The organism is Streptomyces sp. NPDC042100, assembly GCF_055582325.1.
This window is the reverse complement of record NZ_JBVJDK010000001.1, coordinates 647,354-665,473: the sequence shown is the minus strand read 5'-3', so window position 1 is coordinate 665,473 and position 18,120 is coordinate 647,354. Positions and strand designations below refer to the sequence as shown.

Below are 18,120 nucleotides of genomic sequence, written 5' to 3'. Positions count from 1 at the left end.
CCCGTGCGGGAGAGGGGCGACAGGGCCCGGGGCCCGGTGCCAGTGGAAGGTGCCACTGGGACCGGGCCCCGGGCTCAGGTCGTGCCCCGAGTGCCTTACGGCGTGGTCTTGACCGTGATCTTGCCGTCGACGATGTCCTTCTTCGCCTGGTCGACGGCGGCGATGAGGTCGGTCATCTTCTTGAACTCCGGGTTGGAGTCGGCCAGGCCGACGCCGTCCGTGGCGAGGCCGTAGCGGATCTCACCGGTCTGCGGCTTGCCGTCCTTGACCGACTTGATCAGGTTGAAGACGGAGTCCGAGACGTCCTTGGTGACCGAGGTGAGGATGTTGGCCTTGTAGGCGGCCAGACCCTTCTGGTTGTACTGGTCGGAGTCGACGCCGATGGCCCACTTGCCGGCCTTCGAGGTGGCCTCGATCGCGCCGGAGCCGGCCAGACCGGCGGCCGCGTAGATCACGTCGGCGCCCTTGTCGAGCTGGCCCTGCGCGGCGGCCTTGCCGAGGTCGGGCTTCGCGAAGCCGTCGAAGTTCGGCGGCTGGGTCAGGTACTGGGTGAGCACCTCGGCCTTGGGGTTGGTGGCCTTGACGCCCTGGGTGAAGCCCGCCTCGAACTTCTTGATCAGCGGAACCTCGACGCCGCCGATGAAGCCGACCTTGCCGGTCTTGGACGCCTTGGCGGCGGCGACGCCGGCCAGGTAGGAGCCCTGCTCCTCGTTGAAGACGAGGTTGGCGATGTTCGGGCCGGTCTTCGACGTGTCGTCGATGATGCCGAAGGTGGTCTTCGGGTAGGCCTTGGCGACCTTCTCGATGGCCGGGGCGTAGGCGAAGCCGACGCCGATGACCGGGTTGTTCCCGGCGCGGGCCAGAGCGGTCAGACGCTGCACCTTGTCCGCGTCGCCCTCGCCCTCGGACGGCTCGGCCTCGGCACCCTTGACGCCGAGCTCGTCCTCGGCCTTCTTCAGGCCCTCGTAGGCGGCGTCGTTGAACGACTGGTCGCCACGGCCGCCGATGTCGTACGCGATGGCGGCCTTGGCGGCACCCGCGGAGGAGCTGGGGCTCGAACCGGCGTCCGTCGACGACTTGCCACAGGCGGTGGCGGACAGGGCGAGGGCCGCGGAGGCGATGCCTACCGTGGTGATCCTGGTGATCCGGCGCAAGAGGAGGGTCCCTTCGAGACTGACCGAAAGCGCCTCTTCCGGCGCTGGTTTCGCGGCGATCGTAACGCGCGTAGATGTCAGTTAAAGACCCGTTCATGAGTCGTTATCGGATCGACGCGAACCAGCCAACCGACCACCCCCGGCGTCCGGCCCGACACGGCCCGTCATACGCGCTGGTACGGGCCCACGGGCCGGGCCCCGAACCGACACGCCGGGGGCTCGGCCGGACGGCGGAACGGATGCGACCGGGCATTAAGTCGTACTTAATGCCCGGTATTCGGGGCTTCTGCGAAAACCAGCCGTTCCCCCTTCGCGGGGTCAGCGTCCGAGACCGGTCCCGGGGGTCGCGTCGAGCAGCGCGGCGGCGGTGAAGAGCTCCACGCCGACGGTGATGGCGGCCTCGTCCACGTCGAAGTCCCCCGCGTGCAGATCGCGCACCCGGGTGTCGCCGGGGACCCGGACGCCGAGCCGGGCCATGGCGCCGGGGACGTGCTCCAGATACCAGGAGAAGTCCTCGCCGCCGAGGGACTGCTCGGTGTCCTCGATCGCGTACGCGCCGCGCCGGGCGGCCATCGCGTCCCGCAGCAGCTCGGTGACGACCGGGTCGTTCACGACCGGCGGGACGCCCCGGACGTAGTCGATGGTGGTCTTCGCCCGGAGCAGGCCCGCGATCTCGTCGATCGCCGCGTGCACCAGGTCCGGCGCCTCGCGCCAGGCGGGCAGGTCCAGGCAGCGGACGGTGCCGGAGAGCTCGGCGTGCTGCGGGATGACGTTGCAGGCGTGCCCGGCGTCGATCCGGCCCCAGGTGATGGAGAGGCCCGAGCGGGCGTCCACCCGGCGCGCGAGCACCGCGGGCACGTCGACGGCGACCCGGGCGGCGGCGGTGACCAGGTCGGTGGTCAGGTGCGGGCGGGCGGTGTGGCCGCCGGGCCCGTCGAGGGTGACCTCCAGGCGGTCGCAGGCGGAGGTGATGGGCCCGGCACGCAGCCCGATCCGGCCCGCGTCCACCCGGGGGTCGCAGTGCACGGCGATGATCCGGCCGACCCCGTCCAGCACCCCGGCCTCGATCGCGTCGGCGGCGCCGCCGGGCAGCACCTCCTCGGCGGGCTGGAAGATCAGCCGCACCGGGGCCGGGAGGCGGCCCTGCCGGTCCAGCTCGGCGAGCACGAGGCCGGCGCCCAGGACCGTGGTGGTGTGCACGTCGTGGCCGCAGGCGTGGGCACGGTCGGGCACGGTGGAGCGGTAGGCCACGGACTTGGTGTCCGGGATGGGGAGGGCGTCGATGTCCGCGCGGATCGCCAGCATCGGCCGCCGGCCGTCCCAGCTGCCGATGTCGCAGGTCAGGCCGGTGCCGCCCGCCAGTACCCGGGGCGCCAGACCGGCCGCCTCCAGGCGCTTCCTGATCGCGGCGGTGGTGCGGAACTCCTGGTTGCCGAGCTCTGGGTGCATGTGCAAGTCCCGGCGGAACGCGATCAGTTCACGGCGCAGCGGGTCGGACAGCGTTCCGGGCAGCGCTGCGGGCGCCGCGTCGGGGCCGGGCTCACGGGACTTCAACTGGTTCACCTTTTGAAGGGTAGGCCCCCAGAGAGATCAACTGCCCGTTGATCACGAAAAGTTCAGCCCGATAGGGGAAAGAAAACTCGTTCCGTGGGCATGACGGTCACCCTCTGTGGGTACGCTTACCCGAATTCGAGCCTTTCGGTGCGGGTCGCGGTCCCGGCGACACCCGCGAGGAAGCCCTGGGCGCGCGGTGAGGCGTTCTCCCGCAGCCACTCGGGGGCGATCTCGCAGACGGCCACCTTCACCCCGGTGCCGGCCAGGGCCAGCGGCAGGGTGTGCACGACCGTGGACGGGAAGCTGACGACGGTGCGCCCGATGGGGCCTCGGCGGGCGATCAGCTCCAGCGGCAGATCGGGGCGGACCACCTCAAGGCCGGTCTCCACCGCTATCCGGTGCAGCTTCTCGGCGCTCTCGCGGCGGTGCGCGAAGTAACGGGTGGCGCCGTGGGTGCGGGCCAGCACGGCGACGGCCCGCAGGTACTCCTCGGGGTCGACGACGCCGGTCTCCACCAGCGAGGTGCCGACCAGGTCGGCGCCCCGGGTCAGGCGCGGCGGGCCGAACCGGGACCGGGTCCAGGAGAAGTCGTTGACCAGCACCGTGGTGCCCGGCGGGGGCTCGACCGGCAGCGAGGTGAAGATCTCCACGGTGCGGTGCCGGCCGGGGGCGAGCTTGCGGCGGGCCAGCGAGGTGACCGGGGCGAGCACCAGTTCGCGCGGGCCCCGGCCGCCCCGCCGGTGCCAGCGCACCAGGCGCTCGCCGCGCGCGAGCTGGGCGGCGAACTCCATGGTGGCGGTGCCGTCGTCGACGACGGTGACCCGGCGGGGGCCGAAGAGGGTGAGCAGCAGCTGGACGTAGCGCGAGAAGGGGTCCCCGACGATCACCCGGTCCGCCGTGCGCAGCGGCCCGGCGAGCTCCCGGAGGGTGCGGACGAGGGCGCCCCGGCCCTGGCGGGCGTCCTGCCACTTCACGGTGACGCCCTCGTCCCGGGCGAGCTGGGCCATCCGGCGCAGCTGGCCCCGGGACATCGGGTCGGTGGGCGAGAGGACGACGACGGTGAGGTCGCGGGGGGCTCCGAGGGCGGACGCGGCACCCGTGCCGCCGGGGCGGGCGGGGTCCTCGTCGCCGCCGGGGCGGGCGGGGTCGCCTCCTCCGGTCGCGGGGCCCGCGGCGGGCCCTGGGCCGGCCGCGGGTCCGGGGCCGGGGCCGGGGCCGGCCACGGGGACCGCCGGGGTCCCGGCTCCGCCCCCGGGCCCGGGGGCGCCCTGGCCGGGGGCCGCCGGGACCGGAGTGCGGCGGGTCGGCTGGGGCGGGACCGCGTGCAGGCGCGGCGGGTCCTGGACGGCGGCCGCGTGGGCCCATTCCAGGACGTTCAGAAGCTGGACCGGGCTCTCGACGAACGCCAGCTGCCCGGTCATGCGGCGACGAGTCCCGGGACCCGGCGGAGCTTCTTCATGGGGCCAAGCTCCGACTCGTAGACCTTCTTGACCCCGTCGCCGAGGGCGGTCTCGATGGTGCGGATGTCGCGGACCAGGCGGGTCAGGCCGCCGGGCTCGACGGAGGCGGCCTGGTCGGAGCCCCACATGGCCCGGTCGAGGGTGATGTGGCGCTCGACGAAGGCGGCGCCGAGGGCGACGGCGGCGAGGGTGGTCTGGAGGCCGGTCTCGTGGCCGGAGTAGCCGATCGGGACGTTCGGGTACTCCTCCTGGAGCGTCTGGATCACGCGCAGGTTGAGCTCCTCGGCCTTGGCCGGGTACGTGGAGGTGGCGTGGCAGAGCAGGATGTTGTCGCTGCCGAGGACCTCGACGGCGTGCCGGATCTGCTTCGGGGTGGACATGCCGGTGGAGAGGATCACCGTGCGGCCGGTGGCGCGCAGTTCGCGCAGCAGCTCGTCGTCGGTGAGGGAGGCGGAGGCCACCTTGTGGGCGGGGACGTCGAACTTCTCCAGGAAGGCGACGGCCTCGGTGTCCCACGGGGAGGCGAACCAGTCGATGCCGCGCTTGCGGCAGTGCGCGTCGATGGCGCGGTACTCGTCCTCGCCGAACTCGACGCGGTGGCGGTAGTCGATGTAGGTCATCCGGCCCCAGGGGGTGTCGCGCTCGATGTCCCACTGGTCGCGCGGGGTGCAGATCTCGGGGGTGCGCTTCTGGAACTTGACGGCGTCGCAGCCGGCCTCGGCGGCGGCGTCGATGAGCGCGAAGGCGTTGTTCAGGTCGCCGTTGTGGTTGATGCCGATCTCGCCCGTGATGTAGACGGGGCGGCCCGGGCCTGCGGTCTTGCTGCCGAGGGTGCGGAGGCGGGAGCTCATGAGGGTTCCTTCGGGTGATCGGGTGATCGGGGAGATCGAGGGGATCGGCGTGCGGGGGGGTGTCGGGGCTCAGGTGGCTCGGGTGGCTCGGGTCTGGAGCTCGGGTCCGAGGAGCCAGGCGGCGATCTCGCGGATCGCTCCGAAGCCGCCGGGGGTCTCGGTGACCGCGCGGGCGGCGGCCCGTACGGAGTCGTGGGCGCTGCCCACCGCGACGGGCCAGCCGACGAGGTGGAAGCAGGGCAGGTCGTTGACGTCGTTTCCGGCGTACAGGACCCGCTGCGGGTCGACGCCCTGCTCGTCGCACCACTGCTTGAGCGCGAGGTCCTTGCGGTCCACGCCGTGCAGGACGGGGACGCGCAGCTTGCGGGCGCGGGCGGCGACGACGGGGTTGGCCTCGCTGGACAGGATGAGCAGCGGGACGCCGGCCCCGCGCAGGGCGGCGATGCCGAGGCCGTCGCCGCGGTGGACGGAGACGAACTCGCGCCCGTCGGCGTCGATGTGGACGCGGTCGTCGGTCTGGGTGCCGTCGAAGTCGAGGACCACGGCGTCGACGTCGGCGAGCGACGGGACGGGCGCGGTGTCGAGCAGCGGGGCGAGGGCGCGGGCCCGCGCGAGGTCGTGCGGGTCGTCGATCTCCAGGACCCGGGCGGGGTCGGCGACGACGAGGGCGGTGCGGCCGAAGAAGCGGTGCCGGTGGGTGCGGAAGCCCTCGGCGGCCATGGCGTAGACGGCGCCGGTCTCCAGGTACTCGGGCTCGCGGTCCTGGCGGCGGGGCCGGTGCGCCTTGTCGTGGTTGACGCCGGTGGCGCCGTCGGGGGCGGCCCGCCACAGGAAGCCGTGCGAGGGGGCGGCGGTGAAGGCGGTGTCGGCGGCGCCGGAGGTGATCTCGCCGGCGGCGGAGTCGATCTCGTCCGGGGTGAGGAAGGGGCTGGTGCACTGGACGAGGAGGACGACGTCGGGGCGGCGGCCTCCGGTGGCCTCGAAGGCGTCCAGGGCGTGCAGGACGGCGGACTCGCTGCTCGCGGCGTCGCCGGAGAGCGCGGCGGGGCGCTGGACGGCCTCGGCGCCGAAGGAGCGGGCGGCCTCGGCGATGCCGGGGTCGTCGGTGGAGACGACGACGTCGGTGACCCGGGGCGCGGCCAGGCAGGCGCGGACGGCGCGGGCGACCAGCGGCAGCCCGGCGACGGTGGCCAGGTTCTTGCCGGGGACGCCCTTGGAGCCGCCCCGGGCGGGGATCACGGCGAGGACGGTCGGCCGCTGCGGTGTCATCAGATCTCTCCCAGCCGGCGGATGACGGGGGCCACCCGCTGCACGCCGTGGCGGTAGGCGCCGCGCGCCGCCTCGCGGACGATCCGGCGCACCCCGCTCTCGCGGGGCTCGGGCGCGGTGAGGTCGAGCCGGTGGCGGGCGAGGACGGCGGGCAGGTAGCCGCCCGCGGTCTCGTCCGTGTAGTACGGGGCGAGGGGCGGCGGCGGGGGCCCGTCGAGGAGCGCGGCGATCCGGTCGCGGGCGGTGTCGAAGGCCCGCTCGTACGGGGTGTCGGCGGCGACGCCCTGGCGGGCCAGCCACTCCTGGTCGGGGTGCGGGGCCTCGCCCCGGTCCAGCCGGTCGAAGGAGGTGAGCAGGCCGGAGCCGAGGAAGTGGTGGTTGCCGAGCGCCTCGCGCACCCCGAGGTCGGTGAGGACCGCGGTGGGGATCCGCCGGTGCAGGGCTTCCAGGGCGGCCGTGGAGGAGACGGTGACCAGCAGGTCGGTGCGGTCCAGGACCTCGCCCATGTGCCCGTACAGGAGGCGGAAGTTGGCGGGGGCGTCGAGCTCGCGCGCCAGCTTCTGGTACGGGAACTCCTCCAGGTGCGTGGTGTGTTCGCCCGGCTTGGAGCGCAGCTTCAGCAGCACCTCGCGGCCGGGGCGCAGCCGGGCGTGGCCGATCAGCCGGCGCAGCACGTAGGCGCGTTCGGCCCGGGTGACCGGGACGGAGGGCTGGGCGGCGAAGACCAGGGTGTCGCGGCCGGGGACCGGGGTGTGCGGGGCGCCGCCGAGGAAGGGCAGGGCCGCCTCGACGACGGACTCGGCGCCCGCGCCGACGCCCTCGTACACGGCGCGGAACCGCTCGGCGTCGTGGCGGGAGTTGGCGAGGACGACGTCGGCGCCGTGGCGCAGCAGCAGGCCGTCGGCGAGCTTCTCGTAGACGACGCCGACATAGCCGGTGACGATCACCGGGCGCCGGCCGGAGGCGGGGCCGCCGAGCTCGCCGAGGTCGCGAAGGCCCTGGAGCATGGCCCGGACGGTGCCGCCGACGAGGGCGAGCACGATCACGTCGTAGCCGCCGTCGCGCACCTCGCGCAGGAACTCCGCGCCCGTCACCTCGCGCGGGGCCGTGTCCGACACGCCGGTCTCGGCGAGCTGCCGCGCGGTGGGGGTGGCCCGGCCGCGCAGGACGAATCCGGTGGGTTCCTCGAACGCCCGGCCCGCGGGGCTTCCGGTGGTGATTCTGCGGGCGGTGAGGACGCCCCATTTCCACCGGGTGTCGGAATCGGCGAGTACGGCGACGCGCGCCGCTCGATCGGTACGTGATGGCACGTCGAGGACGCTAGGAGGGCCGGGGGATTCGCGGCCCAACTGGGCCGCAACAAAGGGTTAACAGCACCATGACGCATTGCGGGAAACGGACAGGAAGAGGGGGCGGCCCGGGGTGGTTAAGGGGCCCGCCGCTTCGTGTTCACCGGGCATCCCTCTCGCGGTCAGGACGAATGCCGGGGCGGCCCTTAGCGTCGGCCGGGTGGTGAAGCTCTCCGTCGTCGTGCCGTTCTACAACGTGCAGACATACGCTCCCGACGCCCTCCGAAGCCTGCGCGCCAACGCCCGCGAGGACTTCGAGTTCCTGCTGGTCGACGACTGTTCGACGGACGGGACCTCCGAGCTCCTGGAACGGGCCGCGCGCGAGCTGCCGGGGGCCGTGCTCCTGCGGCACGCGCGCAACGAGGGCCTGGCGACCGCCCGGAACACCGGCCTGGACGCGGCCCGGGGCGAGTACCTGGCCTTCCTGGACGGCGACGACTGGCTGGCGCCGGGCCTCTACGCCCGGCTGGTGGCCGAACTCGACCGGCTCGGCTGCGACTTCCTGCGCACCGACCACGTCCGGGTGAGCGGCCGGGGCCGCTCGGTGCGGCGGGTGCCGGTGGGGCGGCGCGGGGAGGTGCTGCGCCCGCGCGACGCGATCCTCCCGGCGGACCGGACGACCTCGGTGGACTACCCGTACGCCTGGGCCGGGCTCTACCGCCGGCGGCTGCTCGACCGGGGGCTGCTGCACTTCCCGCACGGGCTGCGGACGGCCGAGGACCGGCCGTGGATCTGGCGGCTGCACCGGGAGGCGGAATCCTTCGCGGTCAGCGGTGAACTGGGAATCTTCTACCGGCGCGGGGTCGCCACCTCGCTCACCCAGATCGGCGATGAACGACAACTCGATTTCCTTCGCGCATTCGACCAGGTGATCGAGGAGACAATGAGCGATCCGGACGCGGACCGGCTTCTCCCGAAGGCCGTCCGCACCTATTGCGCGGTGATTTCCCATCACCTCGGAAACATGGCCCGATTCGAACCGGAAGTGGCGCGGAAATTGCGGGCGATGAGCGCGGGCGCGCTGCGCCGCCTCCCCCAGGACGTACTCGGCGAGGCGCTCGCCGCGATGGGCGACGAGCGCGCGGGCGCCCTGCGCCGGCTCCGGCGCCGCAGGCCCGGACCCGCCGCCGCGCACGCGCCCGCCGCCCCGGCCGCCCCCGCCGCCCCCGCCGCGCTGAAGGAGGCGGGTGCGGCATGAGCACCACCCAGATCTTCTGCGCCTCCACCCTCTACGGCGCCGCCACCCTCGCCGCCGCCCTCGACAGCGGCTGCTTCCGGCCCGCCGAGCGGCGCCTGCTCCTCGTCTGCACCAACGCCGCCGTCCCCGAGACCGCCACCCCGCTCGACCGGATGCCCGGCTTCGAGCGGCTGCGCGGGCGCTTCGACGCCGTCCTCGACTGGAACGCCGTCATCGAGCCGCTGCACCCGGCCGGCTGGCCCCCCCGCCCCGACGACCTGCCGCTGCTCCAGCGCCATCTGCGGCTGCTGTGGGAGCTCGGCACCGACCGGATCGAGCTGGTCCTGGAGTCGCTCCAGGTCGCGCCCGCCCTGACGATCGCCCAGCTGCTCCCGGACGCCGCGATCCACGTGTACGCGGACGGCCTGATGAGCTACGGCCCCACCCGCAACAAGATCGACCCGCTGGTCGGCGAGCGCGTCCGCCGGCTGCTCCACCTCGACCTGGTGCCCGGCCTCGCCCCGCTGCTGCTCGGCGAGTTCGGCGCCGTCGCCGAGACCGTGCCGGCCGAGGCGTTCACCAAGGTCGTCGAGGAGCTGGCCGGACCCGCCGCCCGCGAGGAGGGCCCCGCGCTGCTGCTCGGCCAGTACCTCGCCGCGCTCGCGCTGCTCACCCCCGAGGAGGAGGGCGAGCTGCACCTGCGGATGGTCCGCGGCGCCGTCGCCCGCGGCCACCGGCGCCTGGTCTTCAAGCCGCACCCGACCGCGCCCGACGCCTGGTCCCGGGCGCTGGTCCGGGAGGCGGAGGCGCTCGGCGCCGAGCTGACCGTGCTGGACCGCCCGGTGCTCGCCGAGGTGCTGTACCGGGAGCTGCGGCCCGCGCTGGTCGTGGGCTGCTTCTCCACCGCGCTGCTCACCGCGAGCGCCTTCTACGGGATCCCCGCCGCCCGCGTGGGCACCCGCCCGCTGCTGGCCCGGCTCACCCCGTACCAGAACAGCAACCGGATCCCGCTGGTCCTGGTGGACGCGCTGGTCCCCGCCCTGGAGGAAGGGGACGGCGACGGGCCGCCGCCCGCCGCCGAGGACCTCGCCGGGCTGGTCGCCGCCGTCGGCTTCGCGATGCAGCCGAAGGTACGGGCGGACCTGCGGGAGGCGGCGGTGCGGCACCTGTCGGGACCGCTCGCGGCCCGCACCCGGCACCACTTCACCCGCCGCCGCCTCACCTCGCTCGGCCTGCCCGGCGGCCTCCCGGTCCCCCGCCACCCGAGGATCCGCCGGCTGGCCCGCCGCGCCCTGAAGCTGAAGCGGCGAGCCCTGGGCGGCTAGGGCCGGGTCACCGGCTCCTGGAACTCGGTGACCCACTTCGCCTTGTCCTCCGGGCACTCCAGGTAGAGCTCCCGGGCGTAGCCGGCGGAGGTGTAGCCGTTGGCGTCGATCCAGCTCGCCAGGGTCTGCGCGGTCGGCAGCAGGGCCTCCATCGGACCCCGGTGCACGATGGTGGCCGCCTCCTCGATGCCGGGCAGCACCCGCACCTCCAGGCCCTCGACGGCGGTGCCCTCGGGCACCGTCATCGCGGCGTGCACGAGGACCGAGCCGTCGCCGCGCCCGGCGTCCTCGTAGTACGCGATGCCGGGCCCCCACCCGGTGATCCCGGCGCTCTCCAGCCGCCCGCACAGCTCCTCGTACAGCGGGCCGATGACCGGCGTGATGTGCTCCGGCCCGAAACTGGCCGCGATCCCGCTCAGCTCCGCGATCCGCACGGCCGGGACCTTCTTGACGACGACGTCCTGCGTGGACATGCGTCCCTCGCTCTCGATGGCTCGGAGCCTCGCGCCGACCTGGGCGAGCAGGGCCCTGGACCGCTCCAGCGCCTCTTCCAGCTCGGCCCGGCGCAGCCGCAGCATCCCGCGCAGCTCCTCGGCGCCCACCTGCTCGTCCAGGATCGACCCCACCTGGTCGAGCGTGAAGCCGAGGTCCTTGAGCGCGATGACGCGGTTGAGCCGCGCGAGCTGGGCCGCCTCGTAGAGGCGATAGCCGCTGTGCGGGTCGACCCGGGCCGGGCGCAGCAGTCCGATGGCGTCGTAATGACGCAGCATCCGGACCGACACCCGCCCGTGCCGGGCGAAGTCTCCGATGGTGAACATGACGCCCCCTACGGAACGGCCTCACATGGTGTGAGGGTCAAGCGGCCGTCACGCGCCCGCGGTCGAGAGCTTCACCGCGAAGCCGAGGAAGAGGGCGCCCGCCGCCGTCGTGGCGCCGGCCGAGAGGCGCTTGCGGCGGCGGAAGGCGGCGGCCAGGCGGGTGCCGCCGAAGATCAGGGTGGTCAGGTAGAGGAAGCTGCCGAACTGCAGCAGGGTGCCCAGGACCAGGAAGGACAGCGCCGGGTAGGCGTAGGACGGGTCCACGAACTGCACGAAGAAGGAGATCAGGAAGAGGATCGCCTTGGGGTTGAGGAGGCTGATGACCAGCGCCCGCCGGTACGGGTGCTCCACCGGGCCCGTGTCCGGCCCGGCGGCCTCCTCGGCGGGGGCCTCGTGCCGGGCCCGCCACATCGCGAGGGCGGAGCGCAGCATCCCGTACGCCATCCAGGCCAGATAGGCGGCGCCCGCGTACTTCACGATCATGAAGAGCAGGGGGGTGGTCTGGAGCAGGGAGGCCGCGCCGAGGGCGGCGAGGGTCATGAGGACCGCGTCGCCGGTGAAGACCCCGGCGGCGGCCCGGTAGCCGGTCCGGGTGCCCTTGCGGGCGGCGACGGACAGCACGTACAGCGAGTTCGGCCCCGGCAGGAGAATGATGAGGACGAGTCCCGCGAGGTAGGTCGGTAGATCGGTGACACCCAGCATGAGGCGGATCCTCGCACACGGGTGCGAGGATCCGTCCAGGGGTTTCGTATGCCGGAAGACCGGGTGCGTAGGGGGCCGGACGGTCAGAACGTGTCGGTGGGGACGTAGGTGCCCCAGACCGCGCGGAGCGCGTCGCAGACCTCGCCGACCGTGGCCCGCGCCTTGAGGGCCGTCTTCATCGGGTAGAGCACGTTGTCCGTGCCCTCGGCCGCCTCGCACAGCTCCGCCAGGGCCGCGTCCACGGCGGCCTGGTCCCGCTCGGCGCGCAGCCGGGCGAGGCGGGCGGCCTGCCGCGCCTCGATCGCCGGGTCGACCCGCAGCGGCTCGTAGGGCTCCTCGACGTCGACGGTGTAGCGGTTGACGCCGACGACGACCCGCTCGCCGGATTCCGTCTCCCGCGCGATGAGGTACGCCGAGCGCTCGATCTCGCCCTTCTGGAAGCCGCGCTCGATCGCCTCGACCGCCCCGCCCATGTCCTCGACCCGCGCCATCAGCTCCAGCACGGCCGCCTCCACGTCGTCCGTCATCTTCTCGACCGCGTAGGAGCCGGCGAAGGGGTCGACGGTGGCGGTGACGTCGGTCTCGTACGCGAGGACCTGCTGGGTGCGCAGGGCGAGCCGGGCCGACGCGGCGGTGGGCAGGGCGATGGCCTCGTCGAAGGAGTTGGTGTGCAGCGACTGGGTGCCGCCGAGGACCGCCGCCAGGCCCTGGACGGCGACCCGGACCAGGTTGACCTCGGGCTGCTGCGCGGTGAGCTGCACACCGGCGGTCTGCGTGTGGAAGCGGAGCATCAGCGACTTGGGGTTCTCCGCGCCGAACTCCTCCTTCATCACCCGGGCCCAGATCCGGCGGGCGGCGCGGAACTTGGCGACCTCCTCCAGGAGCGTCGTGCGGGCCACGAAGAAGAAGGAGAGGCGGGGCGCGAAGTCGTCCACGTCCATGCCGGCGGCGACGGCGGTGCGGACGTACGCGATGCCGTCGGCGAGCGTGAAGGCGATCTCCTGCGCGGGCGTGGCCCCCGCCTCCGCCATGTGGTAGCCGGAGATCGAGATGGTGTTCCACTTCGGGATCTCGGCCCCGCAGTAGCGGAAGAGGTCCGCGACCAGCCGCAATGAGGGCTTGGGCGGGAAGATGTACGTGCCTCGGGCGATGTACTCCTTGAGCACGTCGTTCTGGACGGTGCCGGTGAGCCGGTCGGCCGGCACGCCCTGCTCCTCGGCGACGAGCTGGTAGAGCAGGAGCAGCAGGGCGGCGGGCGCGTTGATGGTCATCGAGGTGGAGACCCGGTCGAGCGGGATGCCCTCGAACAGGACCCGCATGTCGTCGAGCGAGTCGACGGCGACCCCGACCTTCCCGACCTCGCCGTGCGCCAGGGGCGCGTCGGAGTCGTGGCCCATCTGGGTGGGCAGGTCGAAGGCGACCGACAGGCCCGTGGTGCCGTTGGCGATGAGCTGCTTGTAGCGCGCGTTGGACTCGGCGGCGGTGCCGAAGCCCGCGTACTGGCGCATGGTCCACGGCCGCCCGGTGTACATCGTCGGGTACACGCCGCGGGTGAAGGGAGGGCCGCCGGGCTCGCCCAGCTTCTCGGCGGGATCCCAGCCCGCGAGGGCGTCCGGCCCGTAGACCGGCTCGATGGGCAGCCCCGACTCCGACTCGCGCGCCATGTGCTGTGCCTCCGTCAACCCGTCGCCGTAGAACCCTCGCTCCCAGCATGCCCGTCTCGATTCGGTCACGTGCGCAACCGCGCGCGGCCGGGAATCATCCCTTGCGATACACACGACTTTTCCCGGGGGACATCGAATGAAGCGCACGTCCGTCATACGCAGAGTGGTCCTGGGCGCGGCAGCCGTCGCCCTCCTCGCGGGCTGCGGCCCGCAGGCCGTCGGAGCCGGCGGTACGGGCGGAACGGGCGGGTCCGGCGGGTCCGGCGGGGCTTCCGCGACCGCGACGACCGCGCCCGTGACCGCCTCCGCGAGCCCGTCCTCGGACGACAAGCCCGCCCCCTCGGCCTCCGCCGGCTCCCCCTCGTCCGCGGCCAAGGCGCTGATGGGCGACGGCGACGAGAACGAGCAGGTGCGCGAGCTCCAGGCGCGGCTGCGGCAGGCCGGCTACTTCGACCGGGCGCCCACCGGCTTCTACGGGACGATGACCGCCGGCGCGGTGAAGTCCTTCCAGAAGAAGCGGGAGCTGCCGCAGACCGGCTCGGTCGACGAGACGACCTGGCAGCGGCTCCTCGGCATGACGCGCGAGCCGACCGCCGACGAGCTCAAGCCGGCCACCACCAACCAGCTGGACACCCCGGACCCGCGCTGCATGACCGGGCGGGTGCTCTGCATCAGCAAGGAGAGCCGGACGCTGGCCTGGATGATCGACGGCAAGGTCGTCTCGTCGATGGACGTGCGCTTCGGCTCGGAGAACACCCCGACCCGCGAGGGCCTGTTCAAGGTCGAGTGGAAGGCGCGCGAGTGGACCTCGACGATCTACCACACGCCCATGCCGTACGCGATGTTCTTCAGCCGCGGCCAGGCCGTCCACTACTCGGCGGACTTCGCGGCCCGCGGCTACGCCGGCGCCTCGCACGGCTGCGTCAACGTCCGTGACAAGGCGAAGCTCTCGGCGCTGTTCGACCAGGTGAAGCCGGGCGACAAGGTCGTCGTGCACTGGTAGGCGCGCGTCTGCGGCGAGAGGCCGGGAGGCGGGAAGGGGCGCGGGCGGGACCGGGGGAACGTGTCCCACCCGCGCCGGGTGCGCTGAGCCGAAGGTACGGGGGGAACCCCGGCTCGGTGCGCTCGCCGATGACCAGTCGGCTCATTGAGTACTGCGCCGACGGGTCGAAAAGTGTCACACCTAGGAGTGCGCGCGGTCCCGGTCCGGCCGCTCGCCGGGCCGCTGGGCGGGGTTCCCGCCCGGCTTTCCGCCCGGTTTCCCGCCCGGCTTCCCGTTCGGTTTCGCCGTCGGCTTCCCGGGGGTGCCGGGGTGGTGGCCGTCGCCTCGGTCGCCCTTGTCGTCGTCCGAGCCGCCGTCGCCCTTGGAGCCCCCGTCGCCCTTGGAGCCCCCGTCGCCCTTGCCGTTCCCCGAGGGGGCGCGGCCGGTGGAGGTCGCGCCGGGGGTGGGCAGGCCGGAGAGGACCCGGGCGCAGTAGCCCTTGACGGTCTCGCCGCTGCGGAGCGCGCCGAGCAGCCGGCGGCGGCCGCTCTCGGCCAGCCGGCCCTCCTCGAACTCCTGGCAGGCCCTCAAGGTCCTGGTCCGCTCGCCGTTCTCGCCGCCGGCCGCGTCCCGCGTACCCGGGGACGGGGAGGCTCCGGTTCCGCCGTCGTCACCGGTGCCCGCCGTGGCGCTCTCCGTCCCGCCGGTGGTGCCGGTGACTCCGGGGCCGTCCGTGCCGCCGCGCTCCAGGGGCACGGTCGGGATCGCGGCGCCCGTGCCGCCGGTCGTCGTGCCGGGGACGGCGGGGCCGGTGGAGCCCGCGCCGCCGGGGGTGTCGAGGGCGGTGACCGTGCCGGCCGGCGTGGGCTCGCCGGTCAGCGGCAGCATCCCCGTACCGGCGGCGACGGCGACCCCGCCGACGGTGGCGGCGGCGAACGCGGCGGCCAGCCCGTAGCGCAGGGAGCGGCCCCGGCGGGGGCGGGGCGGGGCCGCCGCGAGGCGTACGGGGCCGAGCTCGGGCGCGGGTCCCGGCGCGGCCGGTGCGGCGTACCCGGCCGAGGCGGCCTCGGCGGCGCGTTCGGCGGCGGCCTTCCGGAAGGCGGCCAGGGCGGCGGCCTCACCGGGGAGTTCGCCGTCGGGTCCGGGGACGGCGACGGGGGTGCGGGCCGCTCCCAGGGCGCGCGCGAGGAGTTCGGCCCGCGCGCGGGACTCCTGGTCGAGGGAGGGATCGACCGGCTCGCCGCGCAGCAACCGCTCCGCGGCCTCCTGGTCGAGCCACTGGTACCGCTCCTCGGCCATCACATGTCCTTCTGCGTCCGCGCGCGCGATTGCGTCACACCGCCGGGGGCGGCGGCCCCCGGGCGGCGGCCGCGCTGCGGAGGTACGGCGTCCAGCGGAGCGGCGGGATCGGCGTCGGGGTCCTCGGGGTCCTCCGGGCCCGCCGAACCGGCGGCGCCGAGGAGTTCGGCGAGCTTCTTGAGGCCTCGGTGGGCGGCGGTGCGGACGGCGCCGGGGCGCTTGCCGAGGGTGTCGGCGGCGCCCTTGGCGTCCAGTCCGACGACGACGCGCAGGACGACGGCCTCGGCCTGGTCCTGCGGAAGCTGGGCGATGAGGTGCATGGTGCGGCCGGTGGCCAGGGCTTCCAGTGCCTCGCCCGCGGTGTCCGAGTCGGCGGGCTTGTCGGTCAGTTCGGTCTCGTCGCCGCCTATCGCGGGGCGGCGGCCGCGCATCCTGATGTGGTCGAGGGCGCGGTTGCGGGCGATCCGGGCGGCCCAGCCGCGGAAGCGGTCGGCGTCCCCGGCGAAGCGGTCGAGGTCGCGGGATATCTGGAGCCAGCTCTCGGAGGCGACGTCCTCGGCGTCGGCCTCGCCGACGAGGGTGCGTATGTACCCCAGCAGCCGGGGGTGCACGGCGCGGTAGACGGTGCGGAAGGCGTCCTCGTCACCGTCCTGCGCGGCGAGCAATGCGGCGGTCAGCTCCGCGTCGTCCCCCAGCACTCCCCACACCTGTCCGTCGTCGCGCCATCGCGGCTGGTCGGCACCGCCACGCCGCCCGGGGCGCAGCAGAACGCTACGTCCTGTTCAGGCGCCGCGTCCACGCGGGTCCGCTTCTTTGTCCAACGTGCAACTTGTCCGCCCGGGCGGGCGATCGGGGTGTGACAGAAATCGCGCGCACGGCGCTGTTAGGAGTACGGGGCCGTGCTGCGGCTCCGCGGACGACGACCGGGGCCTCTCCTGTGGGGGGTGGCGGCCCCGGTCGTCTTCCCTTTTCCGGGGTCCCTCCCCGGGGTCCCTCCCCAGGCTCTTGCCGGACCCTCTCCGGCCCTTTTCATTCCTTTTCCTTGCGTTTCGGGCGCCTCTCGCCGTGGCGCCCTTCTCTTTTACCTCTCGACTGTCAACCATCCGTTGACACTCCACGACTGTCAACCTAGGGTTGCACCCATGACGAATCCACTCGGCGTGAACAACCCCGTGCGTCTCGACGACCTGATCGCGGCGATCAAGAAGTCCCACCCGGACGCCCTCGACCAGCTCTCCGGCGCGGTCATCGCGGCGGACCACCTCGGCGAGGTCGCCGACCACCTCATCGGCCACTTCGTGGACCAGGCCAGGCGCGCGGGCGCCTCCTGGACCGACATCGGCAGGAGCATGGGCGTCACCCGGCAGGCCGCGCAGAAGCGCTTCGTCCCCAAGGACGACAAGGACGGCGACGCGGCGAAGATGGACCCGAACGCGGGCTTCAGCCGCTTCACCCCCCGGGCCCGGAACGTCGTCGTGGGCGCCCAGAACGAGGCCCACCAGGCCCACAACGACCGGATCACCCCCGCCCACCTGGCGCTCGGCCTGTTCGCCGAGCCCGAGGGTGTCGCCGCCGTCTGGATCACCCGGCACGGCGTCACCCCGGAGGCGTTCCGCGCGGCCCTGACCCCGGCGCTGCCGCCGGCGGCGGAGGAGCGGCCCGCGCTCATCCCCTTCGACGCGGACGCCAAGAAGGTCCTGGAGCTCACCTTCCGGGAGGCCCTGCGGCTCGGCCACACCTACGTGGGCACCGAGCACATCCTGCTGGCGCTCCTGGAGTTCGAGGACGGCAAGGGCGTCCTGGCCGGGCTCGGCCTCGACAAGGCCCTCGCCGAGACGGAGATCGCCGAGGCGATCTCCTCCCTCCGGATCGAGGAGCCGGACCAGGAGTCCTGAGCCGGCCCCTGCGGCCTCAGGCGGTACGGGCCCGGCGCGAGACGACCGCCCGCAGCACCCGGCCGCCCTCGGCCGACAGCTCCCGGGCGCGGCGCAGCCCCGTCGGGCCGTGCGCGGCGGACTCCAGCACCGCCTGCTGGCGGCGGAGCTCGCCCGCGTACAGCGGACCGCCCTCGGTCGCGTCGTAGCGCCGGTGCACGGCCAGCGCGGTCTCGGAGCAGCGCCCGGCCCACTCCCGCAGCGGGCCCTCGGCCCACCCGGCGGGGGCGGTGTCGAGCAGCCCGCGCACCAGCCCGGCGGCCTCGTCGCCGCCGGTGCCGGTGCCGCCCAGCTCCGCCCGGGCGGTGCCGACGGCCTCGGCCCAGGCACCGCCGTCGCCGCGCGCGACCGAGGCCCAGACGGGCCGCAGCGCGTCGGCGCCCTCGGGCGCGAGCAGCGGCAGACAGCGGTCGAGGCAGGCGAGACCGGCGGCGGCCAGGCTCCGCTCGTCGGCCCGCTCGATCAGTTCCAGCAGTTCCAGCGGTTCCGGCAGACCCGTGCTCGTCGCGGACGTCATGGACGCCTCCTCGCCACCCGATGCGGACGCAGTACTTCCACTACTGCGCCGTGCGGTGTGAATCC

The 18,120-nt window shown here is 73.9% G+C and carries 16 protein-coding genes; 4 read left to right on the top strand and 12 right to left on the bottom strand.

Annotated elements, in window-relative coordinates; genetic code table 11:
• Window positions 1-95: 95 nt before the first annotated feature.
• The 6 genes from ACZ6J5_RS03190 to ACZ6J5_RS03165 form a co-directional block, all read right to left on the bottom strand.
• Window positions 96-1,154, bottom strand: a complete 1,059-nt coding sequence (locus ACZ6J5_RS03190; RefSeq protein ID WP_469387033.1) for a BMP family lipoprotein — start codon at window positions 1,152-1,154, stop codon at window positions 96-98.
• Window positions 1,155-1,472: 318 nt separating this feature from the next.
• Entirely contained in the window at window positions 1,473-2,717 is a 1,245-nt protein-coding gene (locus ACZ6J5_RS03185) for an amidohydrolase (protein WP_469387031.1), read from the bottom strand.
• 116 nt (window positions 2,718-2,833) lie between these two features.
• Window positions 2,834-4,129, bottom strand: a complete 1,296-nt coding sequence (locus ACZ6J5_RS03180; RefSeq protein ID WP_469387030.1) for a hypothetical protein — start codon at window positions 4,127-4,129, stop codon at window positions 2,834-2,836.
• Window positions 4,126-5,019 carry an N-acetylneuraminate synthase family protein gene (locus ACZ6J5_RS03175; protein WP_469387028.1) on the bottom strand — a complete coding sequence of 298 codons (894 nt, stop codon included), beginning with the start codon at window positions 5,017-5,019 and terminating at the stop codon, window positions 4,126-4,128. Before ACZ6J5_RS03175 ends, ACZ6J5_RS03180 begins: the two co-directional genes overlap by 4 nt.
• Before the next feature lie 69 nt (window positions 5,020-5,088).
• The gene (locus ACZ6J5_RS03170; protein WP_469387026.1) at window positions 5,089-6,288 is read right to left on the bottom strand and encodes a cytidylyltransferase domain-containing protein; all 1,200 of its coding nucleotides are present in this window, start codon (window positions 6,286-6,288) and stop codon (window positions 5,089-5,091) included.
• Window positions 6,288-7,598 carry a DUF6716 putative glycosyltransferase gene (locus ACZ6J5_RS03165; protein ID WP_469387024.1) on the bottom strand — a complete coding sequence of 437 codons (1,311 nt, stop codon included), beginning with the start codon at window positions 7,596-7,598 and terminating at the stop codon, window positions 6,288-6,290. The genes ACZ6J5_RS03170 and ACZ6J5_RS03165 overlap by 1 nt, the downstream gene beginning before the upstream one ends.
• A gap of 199 nt (window positions 7,599-7,797) precedes the next feature.
• On the opposite strand from ACZ6J5_RS03165, the gene ACZ6J5_RS03160 reads away from it, so the two are divergent.
• Window positions 7,798-8,835: a glycosyltransferase family 2 protein gene (locus tag ACZ6J5_RS03160; RefSeq protein WP_469387022.1), complete on the top strand. Its 1,038-nt coding sequence runs from the start codon at window positions 7,798-7,800 to the stop codon at window positions 8,833-8,835.
• A complete protein-coding gene (locus ACZ6J5_RS03155) occupies window positions 8,832-10,139 on the top strand; it encodes an alpha-2,8-polysialyltransferase family protein (RefSeq protein ID WP_469387020.1) in 1,308 nt (435 codons plus the stop codon). The genes ACZ6J5_RS03160 and ACZ6J5_RS03155 overlap by 4 nt, the downstream gene beginning before the upstream one ends.
• Here ACZ6J5_RS03155 and ACZ6J5_RS03150 read toward each other — a convergent pair.
• The 3 genes from ACZ6J5_RS03150 to ACZ6J5_RS03140 form a co-directional block, all read right to left on the bottom strand.
• A complete protein-coding gene (locus tag ACZ6J5_RS03150) occupies window positions 10,136-10,957 on the bottom strand; it encodes a MerR family transcriptional regulator (protein ID WP_469387018.1) in 822 nt (273 codons plus the stop codon). The two genes, ACZ6J5_RS03155 and ACZ6J5_RS03150, sit on opposite strands and share 4 nt — an antisense overlap.
• Window positions 10,958-11,005: 48 nt before the next feature.
• A complete protein-coding gene (gene leuE / locus ACZ6J5_RS03145) occupies window positions 11,006-11,659 on the bottom strand; it encodes a leucine efflux protein LeuE (RefSeq protein WP_469387016.1) in 654 nt (217 codons plus the stop codon).
• Between the two features lie 83 nt (window positions 11,660-11,742).
• Window positions 11,743-13,323: an acyl-CoA mutase large subunit family protein gene (locus ACZ6J5_RS03140; protein ID WP_469387014.1), complete on the bottom strand. Its 1,581-nt coding sequence runs from the start codon at window positions 13,321-13,323 to the stop codon at window positions 11,743-11,745.
• Window positions 13,324-13,459: 136 nt separating this feature from the next.
• Here ACZ6J5_RS03140 and ACZ6J5_RS03135 point away from each other — a divergent pair, with 136 nt between their 5' ends.
• Window positions 13,460-14,326, top strand: coding sequence for a L,D-transpeptidase family protein (locus ACZ6J5_RS03135; RefSeq protein WP_469387012.1), 867 nt, complete (start codon window positions 13,460-13,462; stop codon window positions 14,324-14,326).
• Window positions 14,327-14,506: 180 nt separating this feature from the next.
• On the opposite strand, the gene ACZ6J5_RS03130 is transcribed toward ACZ6J5_RS03135, so the two are convergent.
• On the bottom strand, window positions 14,507-15,604 hold the full coding sequence (locus ACZ6J5_RS03130) for a hypothetical protein (protein WP_469387010.1): 1,098 nt from the start codon (window positions 15,602-15,604) through the stop codon (window positions 14,507-14,509).
• Entirely contained in the window at window positions 15,604-16,302 is a 699-nt protein-coding gene (locus ACZ6J5_RS03125) for an RNA polymerase sigma factor (RefSeq protein ID WP_469387008.1), read from the bottom strand. Before ACZ6J5_RS03125 ends, ACZ6J5_RS03130 begins: the two co-directional genes overlap by 1 nt.
• Before the next feature lie 444 nt (window positions 16,303-16,746).
• Here ACZ6J5_RS03125 and ACZ6J5_RS03120 point away from each other — a divergent pair, with 444 nt between their 5' ends.
• A complete protein-coding gene (locus ACZ6J5_RS03120) occupies window positions 16,747-17,499 on the top strand; it encodes a Clp protease N-terminal domain-containing protein (RefSeq protein ID WP_469387006.1) in 753 nt (250 codons plus the stop codon).
• A 16-nt stretch (window positions 17,500-17,515) separates the two neighbouring features.
• On the opposite strand, the gene ACZ6J5_RS03115 is transcribed toward ACZ6J5_RS03120, so the two are convergent.
• A complete protein-coding gene (locus ACZ6J5_RS03115) occupies window positions 17,516-18,055 on the bottom strand; it encodes a hypothetical protein (protein ID WP_469387004.1) in 540 nt (179 codons plus the stop codon).
• Window positions 18,056-18,120: the final 65 nt, after the last annotated feature.